General features: G+C 63.1%; 15 protein-coding genes. 7 read left to right on the forward strand and 8 right to left on the reverse strand.

Translation table 11 applies throughout. The annotated features are described in order from the left end of the window. The 4 genes from ACX93L_RS17450 to ACX93L_RS17465 are packed head-to-tail and all read right to left on the reverse strand — an operon-like array spanning nucleotide 1 to nucleotide 4172. Complete coding sequence (locus tag ACX93L_RS17450) at nucleotides 1–1419, reverse strand: aldehyde dehydrogenase family protein (RefSeq protein WP_459405991.1); 1419 nt, start codon at nucleotides 1417–1419, stop codon at nucleotides 1–3. Then, nucleotides 1416–2753 (reverse strand): FAD-dependent oxidoreductase, encoded by a 1338-nt coding sequence (locus tag ACX93L_RS17455; protein WP_459405992.1) that lies wholly within the window; start codon nucleotides 2751–2753, stop codon nucleotides 1416–1418. The genes ACX93L_RS17450 and ACX93L_RS17455 overlap by 4 nt, the downstream gene beginning before the upstream one ends. Further along, nucleotides 2746–3000, reverse strand: coding sequence for a 2Fe-2S iron-sulfur cluster-binding protein (locus tag ACX93L_RS17460; RefSeq protein ID WP_459405993.1), 255 nt, complete (start codon nucleotides 2998–3000; stop codon nucleotides 2746–2748). Before ACX93L_RS17460 ends, ACX93L_RS17455 begins: the two co-directional genes overlap by 8 nt. Beyond that, the gene (locus ACX93L_RS17465; protein ID WP_459405994.1) at nucleotides 2997–4172 is read right to left on the reverse strand and encodes an NAD(P)/FAD-dependent oxidoreductase; all 1176 of its coding nucleotides are present in this window, start codon (nucleotides 4170–4172) and stop codon (nucleotides 2997–2999) included. Before ACX93L_RS17465 ends, ACX93L_RS17460 begins: the two co-directional genes overlap by 4 nt. 150 nt (nucleotides 4173–4322) lie before the next feature. On the opposite strand from ACX93L_RS17465, the gene ACX93L_RS17470 reads away from it, so the two are divergent. Together ACX93L_RS17470 and ACX93L_RS17475 are read left to right on the forward strand one after the other, a co-directional pair. Continuing rightward, nucleotides 4323–5252 carry a LysR family transcriptional regulator gene (locus ACX93L_RS17470; protein WP_459405995.1) on the forward strand — a complete coding sequence of 310 codons (930 nt, stop codon included), beginning with the start codon at nucleotides 4323–4325 and terminating at the stop codon, nucleotides 5250–5252. Between the two features lie 165 nt (nucleotides 5253–5417). Continuing rightward, on the forward strand, nucleotides 5418–6245 hold the full coding sequence (locus ACX93L_RS17475) for a transporter substrate-binding domain-containing protein (RefSeq protein ID WP_459405996.1): 828 nt from the start codon (nucleotides 5418–5420) through the stop codon (nucleotides 6243–6245). 185 nt (nucleotides 6246–6430) lie between these two features. Here ACX93L_RS17475 and ACX93L_RS17480 read toward each other — a convergent pair whose 3' ends face one another. Further along, nucleotides 6431–6982 (reverse strand): tyrosine-type recombinase/integrase, encoded by a 552-nt coding sequence (locus ACX93L_RS17480; RefSeq protein ID WP_459406250.1) that lies wholly within the window; start codon nucleotides 6980–6982, stop codon nucleotides 6431–6433. 12 nt (nucleotides 6983–6994) lie between these two features. Beyond that, nucleotides 6995–7816, reverse strand: coding sequence for a helix-turn-helix transcriptional regulator (locus tag ACX93L_RS17485; RefSeq protein WP_459406251.1), 822 nt, complete (start codon nucleotides 7814–7816; stop codon nucleotides 6995–6997). Between the two features lie 152 nt (nucleotides 7817–7968). Here ACX93L_RS17485 and ACX93L_RS17490 point away from each other — a divergent pair, with 152 nt between their 5' ends. Then, nucleotides 7969–8751 carry an IclR family transcriptional regulator gene (locus ACX93L_RS17490; protein WP_459405997.1) on the forward strand — a complete coding sequence of 261 codons (783 nt, stop codon included), beginning with the start codon at nucleotides 7969–7971 and terminating at the stop codon, nucleotides 8749–8751. Nucleotides 8752–8795: 44 nt separating this feature from the next. Here ACX93L_RS17490 and ACX93L_RS17495 read toward each other — a convergent pair whose 3' ends face one another. After that, complete coding sequence (locus ACX93L_RS17495) at nucleotides 8796–9665, reverse strand: alpha/beta fold hydrolase (RefSeq protein ID WP_459405998.1); 870 nt, start codon at nucleotides 9663–9665, stop codon at nucleotides 8796–8798. 127 nt (nucleotides 9666–9792) lie between these two features. After that, a complete protein-coding gene (locus ACX93L_RS17500; RefSeq protein WP_459405999.1) occupies nucleotides 9793–10623 on the reverse strand; it encodes an IclR family transcriptional regulator in 831 nt (276 codons plus the stop codon). 172 nt (nucleotides 10624–10795) lie between these two features. Between ACX93L_RS17500 and ACX93L_RS17505 the strand changes: the two genes are divergently transcribed. The 4 genes from ACX93L_RS17505 (at nucleotide 10796) to ACX93L_RS17520 (ending at nucleotide 14241) form a co-directional block, all read left to right on the forward strand. Next, on the forward strand, nucleotides 10796–11185 hold the full coding sequence (locus tag ACX93L_RS17505; RefSeq protein WP_459406000.1) for a hypothetical protein: 390 nt from the start codon (nucleotides 10796–10798) through the stop codon (nucleotides 11183–11185). Nucleotides 11186–11217: 32 nt separating this feature from the next. Further along, on the forward strand, nucleotides 11218–12066 hold the full coding sequence (locus ACX93L_RS17510; RefSeq protein WP_459406001.1) for an alpha/beta fold hydrolase: 849 nt from the start codon (nucleotides 11218–11220) through the stop codon (nucleotides 12064–12066). Between the two features lie 193 nt (nucleotides 12067–12259). Then, complete coding sequence (gene attM / locus ACX93L_RS17515) at nucleotides 12260–13030, forward strand: AttM family quorum-quenching N-acyl homoserine lactonase (RefSeq protein WP_459406252.1); 771 nt, start codon at nucleotides 12260–12262, stop codon at nucleotides 13028–13030. Nucleotides 13031–13074: 44 nt separating this feature from the next. Then, complete coding sequence (locus ACX93L_RS17520) at nucleotides 13075–14241, forward strand: ABC transporter substrate-binding protein (protein WP_459406002.1); 1167 nt, start codon at nucleotides 13075–13077, stop codon at nucleotides 14239–14241. Nucleotides 14242–14346 lie beyond the last annotated feature (105 nt).

Raw genomic sequence — 14346 nt, forward strand, 5'->3', positions numbered from 1 at the left:
TCAGTCGATCACGACCTTGGGCTCGGACATTTCGCGAAGCGCGATGCGTACGCCCTCGCGACCGAGGCCGGATCGTTTAACACCACCGAAAGGCACATGCTCGGCGCGGAAGTCCGGACCCTCGTTGATCATGACGCCGCCAACGACCAGGTCGCGGGAGAAGGTCTTGATCAGGGCATGATCGTTGGTGAAAACGCCGGCCTGCAGGCCATAGGCGCCGGCATTGACCTCAGCGATCGCCTCATGCGGGTCCGAGAAACTGCGGATGGCGATGATCGGGCCGAAGGTCTCGTCGGCGATCACCGGCGCATCGGCGGCGACATTGTCGAGCACGGTCGGGGCAAAGACGGTGCCGTCATGGGTGCCGCCGGTCAGAAGTCGCGCGCCGTTACCCGAGATGCTGGCATTGACGCGTTCCGCTACGGTCCTGGCCGCGTCAAGATCGATCACGGTGCCCATATCGGTATCGTCCCTGGACGGATCGCCGAACTCGACCGCATCGACCGCCGCCAGCAGCTTCTCGGTAAAGACCTTCTCGATGTCCTGGTGGAGGTAGAGTTTCTTGACCGCGGCACAGCTCTGGCCCGCGATCTCGAAGCGGTGGCCGATCGCCGTGGCGACCGCCTTGTCGAGGTCTGCGTCGGGAAGTACGAACAACGGGTCGTTTCCACCCAGTTCCATCAGGCAGCGCACAAGGCCGCTGGCGTTCTTCAGCGCGAGGCCGGCTGCCGGACCGCCGGTGAAAGACAGGAGATCGATCGGCGAGCGGGCGAGCGACAAGGCTGCATCCGCCGCGCCATGGACGATCTGGAAGAGACCCGCCGGCCAGCCGGCTTTCAGCGCCAGCTCACGTAGCCGGGCGGCGGCCAGTGGCGCCTTGGGAGACGGTTTGGCGACCACGGCATTGCCAGCGGCGATTGCCGGACCCAGCTTGTGGCAGAGCAGGTTGAGCGGATAGTTGAACGGCGTGATGGCGCCCACGACACCGACGGGTTCATAGGTGATCGTCGCCACCCGGTCGGCGCCCCCTTCGACGATGGCGCAATGCAGCGCCTCTCCGTCGAGGAAGGTCGCGGCGTCACCCGACAGTTTGAGGGTGTTCTGTGCCCGGCGCACCTCGTTGCGCGCCTCGCGGATCGTCTTGCCCATCTCGTCTGAGATGATGCGCGCGAGATTGTCGGCATCTGTGGCGATCTCGGCAGCCAGCGCATTGAGCATGGCGCGGCGCACGGCCGGGGTTGAGCGGCGGAACTGCCACTGGGCGGCCTTGGCGCGCAGCACGGCGGCGTTGATTTCAGCCGAAGAGCTGGTTGCGACTTCGCCGACCGGCGAGCCATTGAAGGGATTGCGGACCAGGATCGCGGTGGGGGTCTCGGGCGCCAGGCGCTGAGCTTGCGTCATGTCGGTAAACCTCGTCATTCGTTTTCTGTGTTCTGGGACGTGGCGCCGGTCAGCGCCGCGATGGAGATCGGACGCACCGGCCAGCGGCGCCCCGTCAGGTCTTCGGCCGCAGGACTGGGCGCGGCGGGGTTGATTTCCGCCATCAGCGCTGCGGTATTGGCCGCGCAGAACCGGCCCTGGCAGGCGCCCATGGCAAAACGGCCATTGTGCTTGACCTCCCGGCCGGTCAGCCTGTCGGCCCGGTCGCAGAGCCGGCGCAGGTCGCCGACGGTCTTGCCTTCGCAACGGCAGAGGATGGTATCGTCGGGCAGGTCCGACAGGGGAGAACGAGGATCAATCGGCGCAAAGAGCCTGGCCAGGGTTTCCTGCGCCGCCCGGGCGTGGTTGATCGCCCGGTCGAAATCCGCGCGGTCGCGTCTCCCCGACAGGAGATCGGCAACCGCGCCGCCGGCCCGCCGGCCGTCCGCCTCGGCGGCGATGGCCCCGAGCGCTTCCCGGCAATCGCCTGCGCGCAGGACGAGCGGCCCCGAGGCCGCAATTCTGACCTCCGCGGGCAGACCGACACTGTTTTCACGGATGCCGTCATGCAGCCCGATGCGGTCGACGGTGGTCATCGACGAAGAACCGTCGCGCCTGCGCACGATGGCCTGAAGGCCCTCGCCCTGCTTCTCGATGGCCACTAGCCGTGCCCCACGCATCCAGGGGATGCGCTTTGTCACCATGGTGGTCAGGTATCCGGCGGCTTCGCGCAGAAGCCCGCCGTGTCCGAGCATGGCAAGTCCCGACTGGAAACGGGTGAAGGGGTCACCAGCCTCGATGACCGCTACCGGTGGATTGCCGCTCCTCGCCATCTGTGCCGCAACGGCAACCAACAGCGGACCGCTGCCGGCCAGAAGCACGCGACCCTGCGGCGCGCGACCGGTTTCCTTCATCATCACCTGCAAGCCGCCGGCGGTTGAGACGCCGGCAAGCTGCCAGCCCGGGCGAGGCAAGACCTTTTCGACCGCGCCCGTCGCGATGATGATCGCGCGTGCCGTCATTCGCTCGACGCGGCCCATCCTGCGGTCCTCGATGAGCACGAAGCCGTCGCCGTCCAGCCCGAGAAAGACGCAGCCGTGCCGCACCGGGACGCCCGCCGCGAGAAAGGCGTCGGCGATCCCGCGCCAGCGAGCTTTGGTAGCTGAGGCGATCGTGATCGGTTCGACGCCGGGGGCTGGCTGGCGATAGACGGCGCCGCCGAGGCTTTCGCGCTGTTCGATGACACAGACCGCGTGGCCGGCGCGGGCAAGTTCGGTGGCCGCCGACAGGCCGGCCGGGCCGCCGCCGATGACCAGGACATCGGGGTCAATCATGGCTCGCCTCCACGCTTCCGACCTGCATCCCTGCGCGCGCCGGGGTAATGCAGGCCTCGCGTACGACGTCGTCGACCCGCACAAGGCAGCATTGGCAGGCGCCGATGCCGCAGAAATAGCGGGTCTCCTGGCCGAGAGCATCGCGCCCGAAGCTGCATATGCCGGCCGCTTCGAGGGCGGCGGCTATGCTCTCGCCATTTCGAAAGGGAATCTCTTGTCCCATCCATTCAAAAGTGTTTGGGGTCATGCGGTTATTCCACGACCCGCGAAGCGGGCCGGATCGAAGGAGGACAGATCGAGCGCCGGGGCTTCGCCGCAGATCAACTGCGCGATCGCCTTGCCGGTGATCGGGCCAAGACAGATGCCGTCGCCTTCGAAACCGGTGGCGACGAAGCCGTTCTCCAGGTCCGGAAGACGCCCGATCAGCGGAAGACCGTCTACAACGGCGGTTCGCACGCCCGCAAAGCTGCGAAGCAGGCGAAGACGGGCAAGGTCGGGAATGAGCGCCACGGCGTCGGCAAGGATGCGCGAGACCGCGTCGATGTCGTTGGTCTCCCGTTTGCCGAAATCCTCGCGGGTGCCGCCGATGAGGAACTGCCCGGTGACGAGCGGGTCGATCACCAGCCCCAGACCCCGAGGCGGAGGTGCATGACCCGCCTTCTGGCTGCCCTTGCTCAGCAGATAGCGCCCCGACATGATCGCGCCCGGCATGGATGCATTGAGGCCGGGCGCCCGTTCGGTCACGAGAAGCTGACCCTTGCGCGGGGTCAGCACGTTCGAAAACCCGAGAAGGGCGGCGGAACCGGTGCCGGCGGTAATCACCACCTTGTCGGCCGAGAACGACCCACGATTGGTTTCCACCGCGGCGATCCTGTGGCCGCCATCGGCGAGCCGCACGGTTTTCACCTCAGTGTCCCGTTCAACCACGATTCCGGAGGCCGTCAGCAGTCGATGGACGATCTGATAGCCGATGGCATGGCCCTCGCCATGCACCTCGACCGCCATCCGGGCGTTCTCTGACAGAGCGGGAAACATCTGCCTCAGTCGCGAGCCGGCAAGTGTCTCCACCTTGACACCGGCGCTGGCGAGCGCGGCAGAATGGGCCTCCAGCACGGTGCACTCTTCGTCTGAGGCGGCGACGATGAAGGTCGAACGGCGCTTGAAGGCCCCGGCGAAGAGGCCGGTGTCGGCGAGTTCTCCATAGAGCGCCACGCCCTTCAGCGCGGCCGTCATCATCGGCCCGGGGCGTTTGCTGGCGACCGATACGGCGCCATCCGCGGCCCCGGTCGCCTGTGCCGCCGGGGCAGACGCATCGAGCAGCCGCACCGCAACGCCCCGCGCTTTCAGAAAATAGGCCGTCGCCGCCCCGACGATGCCGGAGCCGATGATGATGACACTGGACGGTGGGCGGGGTTGCATGGATTCCTGGCCGGCCTGGTTGACTGTGGACCAATATTGGCGGCGGCAGGGCTTGACCGTCGATACAAGATGACGGCCTTCCTTGTTCACGAAATTTGTATCCGCTACAAAGTCGCGACCCCTTAACAGGGAAGGAGGGGGACCGACTGCATGGCCAAGATCAGCCTCACACTCATCCAGACCTTCTACCAGGTGGCGCGCCACGGATCCTTTTCCGGCGCCGCCCGCGAACTCAATCTGAGCTACCAGTCGGCGGCCAACCACGTGCGCCGACTGGAGCAGATCCTGCAGGGAAAGCTGATCGATTCCGAGCAGGGGGCCAAGCGCATCTCGCTCACGCCGCGCGGGCGCGCGCTCTATAGCCTGTTGCATCCAGAGCTCGACATCATGCTCGAGCGGCTGACCAAGCTGATCGAGAACCAGCGCTCGTCGCTGAGGGTCGGGATGCCTCAGGCCATCTTCTTCTATCTCTTCCCCCGTGTGCTCTCCCGCTTTCGTGAGGCGTTCCCCGAAATGGAGTTCGCCGTCTACGAGCGCGATACGGTGCTCGCCGAACTCGTGAAGAACGGCAGCCTGGATGTGTGCATTTCCGAGCGCTACTTCGGCGACCCCGTCGTGCCGCAACGTCTGCTCGGCAGTTACCGGCTGAGCCTGGTTTACCCTGAGGCCTGGGGCGAGCCGCCGGAGCAGAAGGATATTCCCGGCTGGGCCGAGGGGCGACCGTTCATCACCTACGAACCGGGACAGACCCTGCGCAACCTGGCGGTCGATTTCCTCGGACGCGACGGGGCGGTCGTCCAGCCCGCGGTCTCCACGTCCGGCAGTTCCAGCGTCAAGCGCTGCGTCGAAGAGGGACTAGGCTTCTCGATCATCCCGTCCTGGTGCGTCGGCCCGGAGGATGTGTCGATCCGCAGCACCAGGCTCACCAGCCTGCCAGAAGTGCGCGTCTATTTCGGTAATGCCGGCTTCCTGCAGAAGCACCCGATGGTCCAGCAACTGTTCGAGGACTGCGGCCGTGAGTTGGTGGGTCCGGTGCTGGATGCGCCGCGCGGCAGCGACCTTTCGCTGCCCCCGCTTTGACGGCGACATATAAAAAAGCCGATAAGTCCCTCGGACTCTCTAGCATTGTTCCCCGTCAATTCACGGATAGGCTGATTTGCGGCCGGTCAGCCCGCATTCCTGACAATCGGGCGCGGGGAGGACGGACATCAAAGAGATTTCCGGGGAACAAAGGAGAACCAGACCATGACACTGTTTTCGAAGATCTGTGGGGCCGTGGCCGTCGCGCTGTCGCTGCTGGGGGGCACCGCGGCTTCGGCGGGCACGATCGACGACATTCGCAGCCGCGGCGTGCTTCGCATTCCGGCGATCCTCAACGAGACGCCGTACTTCACCAAGGATCCCCGCACCGGCGAGTGGCAGGGCTTCGTCATCGACATGGCCAACGACATCGCCAAGACGCTGGACGTGAAGCTCGAAGTGGTTGAATCCAGTTGGGCCAATGCCATCCTCGATGTCCAAAGCGGCAAGGTCGACATGGCATTTGCCGTGACGGCAACGCCGGTTCGCGCCATGTCGGTTTCCTTCTCCGACCCGACCTATTACAACAGCTTCGTTCTGGTTTCCGCCAAGGAAGAGCTCTCGGGCAAGACCTGGACGGAACTCAACGATCCCAAATACACCTTTGCCGTCGATCTGGGTTCGGCACAGGACCTCATCACCCAGCAATATCTGCCGAAGGCCAATGTGTTGCGCTTCAAGACCCGTGACGAAGCGATCGTCGCGGTCACGACCGGCAAGGCCGATGCACTCGTCAACACCATGCTGAACGGTCTCGTCATTTCCACGAAGGCTCCGACCATCGGCGCGGTCCAGGTGCCAACCCCGGTCCTGTCGACGCCGTCTGTCGTCGCCCTCAACTATGGGGCCGACGAGACCTTCAAGAGCTTCATCTCGGCCTGGGCGGAATACAATCGCCGCATCGGCAACAACCAGACCTGGATCCTGAAGAGCCTGGAATCGTTCGGCATTACGCTCGACGACATGCCGGTCGGCTTCGGCTTCGGCGGCTGAAGAGTTTCTAACGCGGCCTGAAGAACAAGTCGTCCCATGGGAGCCAGTGTTCTTCTGGGACTACAATCAGCGAGGTAAGGCAGGGTGACGGCTAATCGCCGACCTGCCTTGCTAAACTTCCGACCAGGACAGTTCCATCAGTCTGCTTGCGCGGCGAAGGCGTGTAGCCGCGAAATTTTAATGTGTTAGCCACGCTGAAAAACAGCGGTTTGTTCCCGTTCACGAGCATCGATTGTTCGGACCAGAATCGTGAGCAAAGCTGGCCGGCAGCGCCATTTCAGACCCCGCTGCCGCAACCCTTCCCCGGTTTCCGATTGTTCAAGACGTTCTTCGAGGATCTCGATTGCCCGCGGTCCCAGTGGCACGCGATGCGCCACCTTGGCCTTCATTCGCGGCGCCGGCACCGTCCAGATTGCGTTAGAAAAGTCGATCTCTTGCCATTCCATATATCGAAGCTCGCCGGAGCGACAGCCCGCCAGGATGAGAAGCTCCAGCATATGACGGGTTATGTTGGTCTCGCCCGCGTGAAGGACGCCGCTCAAGAAGGTCGGCAGTAATCTCCACGGCAGCGCAGGCTGGTGTTCAACGCGCTCGCGTTTGCCCGGCTGTTTCGGCAGCAATTTGTCGACCACACCGACGGGGCTTGCCCCGATGAACCCGTTCGCAGCAGCCCAGTTCATGACGGCATCGCAACGTTGCTTGACGCGGGAGGCGGTCTCCGGTTTCGTCAGCCAGATAGGTTTGAGACGTCAGCGGGAAAGCCAGTCGGAAGCGCCCTGGCGGTAGAGGCGGGGCGAGACGGCAGTGTGATTGCGAAAGAAGCGGCTGAAATGGGCCGGGTCGGAGAAGCCGAGGCTGCTTGCAGCCGCGCTGAGCGTCTCCTGAGAGACCACCGTGAGGCGGATCGCCTGTTCGAGCCGCACCACATTCTGGAACAGGCCTGGCGACATGCCCGTGCATGCCTTGAACTGGCGGAAGAAATTTGCCCGGCTCATGCCGATCTCTGCCACGACCTGGTCGATGGTGTCGAAATCGGCGTTGTTCTGCTGGAAGAACTTGACTGCCTTGCGGATACGCCAGTCGAAGAGATGCGGCCGGCCGGATTTGGCGACGGCATGGCCCGCGGCGCCGGCTCGCGAGATTGTGGTCAAGACCAACTGGCTGAGCAGGAACTCCACATCCGTCCGTGACGGAGACACGCCGCTCAGGCAATCGACGACCGCCATCAGGATGCGATAGGCGTCACGCGAGACATGTCCCGAATTCGACTTGAAGAAGTCCATCGGGTTGAAATCGCCGAGATCTGCGCTCAAAGCTGCGAGCCAGTCGGAATCAATATAAAGTGCTATGATCTGCGTGGGCGGCTGGCCGGGTCGGTAGACGAACTCGTGGGGCCGCCAGGCATCCACCAGCACCACCGAATAATCCGTCAGTGGCGCCGCGACATCATCGACGATGAAGTTCGAATCCGCTCCGCCGACCTTGAACAGCATGTGACAGTGGGGATGAGCGTGGCGCACGAGGCAGTGCTCGAGCTCGACAAGCGCAACCCGACCAAAACTTCCCAACATGACACGCACGGCTGACGTCATGATTGCTCGATTACCAAGTTTCCAGTTTGAAAGAGAACAGAACTGCTGCAGTCATTCAAGTCGTGAATTGACTTAGCAAAGGCGCGAAGCGATACGATAGGCGACAGGGCACGAGAGGTGGGAGACGGCAGTTGGACGAAGAAGAGTCCACGCGACTGAGGCTGGTTCCTGCCGTGGAACGCGCGTCCATCATTCTTGACATCGTGTCCGCCTCCAAGCGCTACCTCACTGTTTCCGATCTCGCGCGCGAGACGTCCCTTCCGAAGAGCACTGTGCACGGACTCTGCACGACGCTCCTGCATCTCGGGCTTCTCATTCGCCGGCCGGACCAGACCTTCGTGCTCGGTCCGCATCTGTTGAGATGGTCGAACGCCTTTGAGCGGCAGACGGACATCGCTGCCGAGTTCGCAGCTCTCTGGGACCAGACCGACGAGTTCAGGGATTCGGTGGTGTCGTTGTGCATTCTGGACGAGACGGACGTGGTGTTCATCGCGGCGCGGCAGCGAAGCGCGCTCGAGCATATCACTGTCCGACCGGGCATGCGACTTCCGGCAGTCTTTTGCGCGGCGGGCAAGGCGATGATCGCGCGCTGGCCCGATCATGACATTCATCGGGCTTTGAAGGCTTTTCCGGAGCGGTTGACGGAGCGATCGATCACCGACGTTGGCGAATTTCTCGAAGAGCTGAAGGCGGTGCGTGCCGATGGCGTCGCAATCGACGTGGGGCAATGCCAGCGTGGCGTAACAAATTTCGCTGCCGCGGTTCTCAATTCGTTGAATCGAACCGTGGCCGCCGTGCTGATCAGCGTCAATTCGGAAGATCTTCCGGAAGATGCGGTCAGGGAGTTCAGCGCCAGCGCACGCGGGCTCGCGACGCGCCTTTCGCAGCGCCTGGGCGCGGAACTGGCCGGCTGAGCGAGGCATGTAAGCGCGTGGGCGTTGCTGCGCGCGCATCGGCATCAGCGGGCGGCGCGGGTCCGCACGCGGCCGCTCCCGGATTTCCATTCGATGTCCTCCAGATGACCGCAAATCAGGTCGAGCACCACTTCCGTGCTGTCATGCTGCGGGAAATGGCCGTCATTGCGCAGGATTACCCACTTCATCGGTCCCCGAACGTGTGCTGACAGTGCCGACATCTGCTGATGGGCACCGTATTCATCATTCAGCCCCTGGACCAGGAGCAGAGGGGCGCCGAGCGTGGCGAGGCGAGCGAGCACATGGTCGGGGCGCGCAGCCAGCGCCTCGCGCGCGGCGGCCCAGCAACGAACCGCAAGCTCGGGATCCAGATGCTCGGCCTCCAAGCGGGCGATGTCATCGCTGAAACGGGAATCCGCCAGAAGGTCGCCGGTCGTGGCGACGAACTGCCAGTCGGCATGAACCTGCGGCGAGAGTGCCACGATCCGCTCGACCATCGAGGGATGGGAGCAGGCAAACAGCATGGCTACCGCCACGCCGTCGCTGTGGGCCACGATGTCCGCCGAGGTGATGCCGAGTGCCCGCAGGATAGCAGGGAGCACCCACAGCGACTCGTGGGTGAGATGGTCGTTCGCCTCGATCCCGGGACTTGCAGGACTCGATCCGCGGCCGGGACGGGAATAGGCGATGATGCGTCGAGCGGGATAGCGAGCCTCCAGCGCCTCGGCGATTTCCTGGAAGGATTCGAGGCTTCCCAGCCCGTGCGTGATGAGCAGGATGGCGCGTGGCGCTTCCTTACCAATGTCCAAGACGTCGATGCTGCCCGCATCCGTCTCGACAATCTGGCGCCTCCAAGCCGGCAATCTCGCCATGCGTGCGGCAATCGCGCTCCGGTCCTGTCTGAAATACAGCATTGATCCCCTCCCAAGGATGAGCCGCCGGCATCCCTGCTCTTGCAGATCAGCGCCGGCCCGTTAGGATCATGGCATCAACAGGGGAGGGCGATAAGCCCCAGGCCCCGCCGGAACTTGCCCCAGAATCTCATTTTTGTTCGCGCGGGGGCCGACCGCGGCTCCCCACCTCGCCGGCGATAGAGAGATCCGCTCCCATGCGATGGGAGAGCCGGGCGGCCATCTGCAGCACGTTGTCGATGATCGAGGAACGGTCTGCCATGGCATCGGCATCCATCGAGAGGCTGACGGCGACGCCTGCGATCGGTCGATTGCGCGAATCCAGCACCGTTGCGCCGAAACAAATCATGCCTTCGACAATCTGCTCCTCGTCGCAACTGTATCCGTCGCGTCTGACGGCGCGCAGTTCGGTCAAGAGCTCGTCGACGCTGCGGACGCTGTGGCCCGTCCGTGCCTCCGGAAGGCCTTGGGCATAGAGACGACGTACCTCGTAGTCACTCATGTGGCTGAGAAAGGCCTTGCCCGTTGCGGTGAAGGCGGCGGGAAGGCGCATGCCAACCCGGAATTCGAGGGAAGAGTGCGCGCGCGCGTTGTTGCGGGCGGCAATGTAGACGACTTCCGCACCATCTTGCACGGTCAGCGTGATCGTGGCGCCAGGCAACCCCGTTTCCTGGTCCCAAATGGCGGCGAACTCGGTGGCCACGTCTGATTGCAGCGTGAAGGCGTTCGACCAGCGCATCAGATGCGGTCCGAGCTGGAAGGTCTGGTCCGGGCGCCGGATCAGCAGCTCGAGATTGACGAGTGTCTGGCAAAGGGAATGGACGCTGGAACGCGCAATCTTCAGTTCACGGGAAAGATCGGAGAGGTTCAGAAAGGTCTTCGAACGCGCCACGACGTCGAGGATGCGAGCGCCGCGTTCAAGCGCGGGCGACTGATGTGCCTTGGTGTCCGTTGAAGCCATGAAGCGATCCGCAGATTTGGTGGGGCGTCATTTTTCTTCTTGACATTCGTATAGCCTGCCGACTAGCGTCCAGTCCAATGAAAAGTGTTCAATATATTGAACGATTATCGAAATACAGGATTCGGTCCCGCTTGCGAGGGCCGTGTGAAATGAAGCGCTGGAGGTTTCAGGCATGGTCATGAGCGTGCGAGACTGGGCTGTCCGTTTCGGCGAGGCATCGGACCGGGATCCGACGATCGGTGCCATGGCCCGGTATTTCACTTGCCGTTACCTCTGGGACATGGGCTCGGCAAAGGTCATCGTCGATGTCCGGGACGGCAAGGTGCACAGCATCAATACCGACCCTCAACCGCTTGACGCCTATGACTTTGCGCTTCGGGCAAGTGCGGGCACCTGGCGCGAGTTCGCCAAGCCCATACCGGAGCCGATGTATCACGGCATCTGGTCGGCCAGCTTCCGCCGCGACCTGAAGATCGAGGGCAACATCCTCGTGATGATGCAGAACCTGCGCAATTTCACCGTCCAGTTCGAGTTGCTCCGCAAGGTCGGCGTGCCGGTCTGACGACGTCCCCATTACCTACAGGAATAACCGGAATGGCCAAGCACTCCCCCGTTATCGGTCGTTACGTCACAATCGATGTGGACGGCTACGAATACAAGGTCTTCTATCTCAGGAATGGCAGCGGCGTTCCGCTGGTTTGCCAGCACACCGCGGGCTGCCACAATCACCAGTGGCGGGGCCTGCTTGAGGACGAGTCGATCACCAGTCGCTACGACGTGATCGCCTACGACCTCGCACGCCACGGCAAGTCCGATCCGCCGCTCAACAAGGAGTGGTGGAAGGAAGAATACGTACTGACCGCGCGTCACTACATGAACTTCATCATAGCGCTCTGCGATGCGCTGGAACTCGACCGGCCGATCTTCATGGGATCGAGCTTCGGCGGCAACGTGGCTCTGCAGCTGGCCCTGCATCATCCGGACAAGTTCCGCGCCGTCATTCCCGTCGAGGCGGCCGAACACGCGCCCGGCTTCTATCTCGACTGGTGGCGTCATCCCCATGCCAATGCGGCGCAGGTCTGCGCCAGCGGCGTCTGGGACCTAATGGCGCCGCAGAGCCCGGACATGGATCGGTGGCTGACCTGGCACTATTACACACAGGGTTCCGAAGCCTTCAAGGGCGACCTGTTCTTCTATTCCATCGACCACGACCTGCGCGGCAAGCTTGGGAACATCGATACGAAGCGCTGCCCCGTCATCATGATGACCGGAACCTACGACTATCTCACGCCGCCCGAAGCGACGGAAAACACCGCCCGCCAGATCCCCGGCGGCATCTACATCGAAATGGAGGACATCGGCCATTTTCCGATGTCAGAGAACTATCCGCTGTTCGCCGTCTATCTGAAAGAGGCGCTTCGACTTGTCGAAGCGCGCACCTGAAACCGATTCCGAAAGCGGGAAATCATCCATGAAGATCATTGAATTCGACGACAAGGGGCGACGCATCGAGACCGAGGCATCCGCCCCCTCGCGTCCCGCCACGACGTCATCTCTGGCGCCGCGCCCCAGTTTCTCCCCGGCCCCGAAGGAAGCGACCCGCACGCGTCGCAAGTCTTCGGGGATCGAATTGCACATGTTCCAGACCGGAACGCTGAAGACCAAGACCAAGTACATCAAGATGAACCAGGGAGAGGATGAGTTCGAGATCCCCGTGCCGTGGTTCCTGATCAAGCATCCGCAGGGCAACGTTGTCATCGATGGCGGCAATGCGGTCGAGACCGCGATCGACAAGCGCGGTCACTGGGGCGCCGTGGTGGACGCCTATGACCCGGTGATGTCCGTCGCGGACAACTGTGTCGACCAGCTGAAGATGGTCGATGTGAGCCCGCAGGACGTGCGTTATGTCGTGCAGTCGCACCTGCACCTCGACCATACCGGTGCGATCGGCCGCTTCCCGAAGGCCCAGCATATCGTTCAGCGCAGCGAATACGAATATGCCTTCAAGCCGCACTGGTTTTCGGCCGGCGCCTATATCCGCGCCGATTTCGACCGCCCGGGCCTCAACTGGAAGTTCCTCGGCGGCGAATTCACCGACAACTACGACCTGTTCGGCGATGGCACCGTGCGGATGATCTTCACGCCTGGTCACTCCCCGGGCCACCAGTCCTTCCTGATCACGCTGCCGGAAAGCGGGCCGATCCTGCTCACGATCGATGCCGCCTATACCGTGGATCACTGGGAAAACCGGGCGCTGCCCGGACTCGTCACCTCGTCGATGCAGGCGGCGGACTCGGTCGCCAAGCTTCGGGGCATCGCCCACGACACGAATGCCATGGTCGTGACCGGCCATGACCCTGTCACCTGGCCGGGGTTCCGAAAGTCCCCGCAGGATTTCTACGACTGATCGCGGGACGGGATCATCCGTCCACAACTAGGAGGAGAGTTGGAATGTTACGCAAATTGCTGTGCGCAGCGGCGCTCATCGCCGTTTCCGCCACCGGTGTGCTCGCCGAGGGTGTCGACGAGTTGAACCCCGACGTCGCCAAGCGGCTTTACAACAAGGACATGCTGGACCCGATGCAGCCGATCGGCCCCAGCAAATGGCGCGATTTCAAGCCGAAGAAGGGGCCGCCGTGGAAGATTGGCTACGCTTCCTCCTATGCCGGCAATACCTGGCGCGCTGCCGCCATGGACGAGCTGCAGAACGTGATCGTGCCCGAATGGCAGAAGCTCGGGTTGCTGTCCGAAGTCGTGGTCACGCAGTCCAACCTCAATGACTCCACGCAGATCCAGCAGATCCGCCAGCTGGTCGACCAGGGTGCGGACGCCATCATCCTCTGCTGCTCCAATCCGACGGCGCTGAACGCATCTGTGAAATATGCGGCGGACAAGGGCGTTCCGGTCTTCTCGATGACCGGCTACCTGACCTCCGAATACGCCGTCAACTCGTCGGTCAACTATCAGGTCGGTGGCTACGAGATCGGCAAGGCTATGGCCGATCAGCTCGGCGGCAAGGGCAATGTTCTCGTGGTCGAGGGCATTCCGGGCACGTCCGGTTCCGACAGCCAGAACCGCGGTGTGCTTGCGGGCCTTGCATCTGCCCCCGACATCAAGGTGGTCGGTTCCGTCGCCGGCATGTGGACGGACCAGGTTGCCCAGGGCGAAGTGCAGAAATGGCTCGCCACCAACCCCGGCAAGCTCGATGGCATCGTCGTCCAGTCGGCAGCGGAAATGGGCGTTCTGCGTGCCGTTCAGCAGGCTGGCCGCGGCGAGATCCCGGTTGCGATCGGCGGCGAGCTCGGTGCACTCTGCCACTGGCGCAAGAATCCGAACTACATCAATGCCGCCTTCCAGCTTTGGCCGCCGGCCGACGACATCGAGCTGATGTGGCATATCATGATGCGTACCCTGCAGGGCCAGGGTCCGAAGGTACAGTCGATCCTCGTCGATCCGGTGAAGCTCACCCATGAAGACCTGACCAAGGTGATGGACGAGAATTGCAATCTCGACAGCGCCGAATGGCTGAAGGTCGGTTCGAAACGCTGGGGCTATGATCCGTCCTATCTGGACGACTTCTTCCTGCACCCGGCCGATCCGCGCGCCTTCAAGCCGTGACTGACCGGGGCTGGCTTCGCCGCAATCCGGCGCGACCAGCCCCGTTTTGAACCCCTCTCAATTGCAGCTTCCTTCGTTTCATCGGCCGCACCGCGACCGGATGGG

It is taken from the genome of Rhizobium sp. CAU 1783, from assembly GCF_054551725.1.

What these genes read in the sequence shown, in the direction of transcription:
- ACX93L_RS17450 (WP_459405991.1), bottom strand. Translation starts at nt 1,419, where the DNA reads ATGACGAGGTTTACCGACATGACGCAAGCTCAGCGCCTGGCGCCCGAG.
- ACX93L_RS17455 (WP_459405992.1), bottom strand. Translation starts at nt 2,753, where the DNA reads ATGATTGACCCCGATGTCCTGGTCATCGGCGGCGGCCCGGCCGGCCTG.
- ACX93L_RS17460 (WP_459405993.1), bottom strand. Translation starts at nt 3,000, where the DNA reads ATGACCCCAAACACTTTTGAATGGATGGGACAAGAGATTCCCTTTCGA.
- ACX93L_RS17465 (WP_459405994.1), bottom strand. Translation starts at nt 4,172, where the DNA reads ATGCAACCCCGCCCACCGTCCAGTGTCATCATCATCGGCTCCGGCATC.
- ACX93L_RS17470 (WP_459405995.1), top strand. Translation starts at nt 4,323, where the DNA reads ATGGCCAAGATCAGCCTCACACTCATCCAGACCTTCTACCAGGTGGCG.
- ACX93L_RS17475 (WP_459405996.1), top strand. Translation starts at nt 5,418, where the DNA reads ATGACACTGTTTTCGAAGATCTGTGGGGCCGTGGCCGTCGCGCTGTCG.
- ACX93L_RS17485 (WP_459406251.1), bottom strand. Translation starts at nt 7,816, where the DNA reads ATGTTGGGAAGTTTTGGTCGGGTTGCGCTTGTCGAGCTCGAGCACTGC.
- ACX93L_RS17495 (WP_459405998.1), bottom strand. Translation starts at nt 9,665, where the DNA reads ATGCTGTATTTCAGACAGGACCGGAGCGCGATTGCCGCACGCATGGCG.
- ACX93L_RS17500 (WP_459405999.1), bottom strand. Translation starts at nt 10,623, where the DNA reads ATGGCTTCAACGGACACCAAGGCACATCAGTCGCCCGCGCTTGAACGC.
- ACX93L_RS17505 (WP_459406000.1), top strand. Translation starts at nt 10,796, where the DNA reads ATGGTCATGAGCGTGCGAGACTGGGCTGTCCGTTTCGGCGAGGCATCG.
- ACX93L_RS17510 (WP_459406001.1), top strand. Translation starts at nt 11,218, where the DNA reads ATGGCCAAGCACTCCCCCGTTATCGGTCGTTACGTCACAATCGATGTG.
- attM (WP_459406252.1), top strand. Translation starts at nt 12,260, where the DNA reads ATGTTCCAGACCGGAACGCTGAAGACCAAGACCAAGTACATCAAGATG.
- ACX93L_RS17520 (WP_459406002.1), top strand. Translation starts at nt 13,075, where the DNA reads ATGTTACGCAAATTGCTGTGCGCAGCGGCGCTCATCGCCGTTTCCGCC.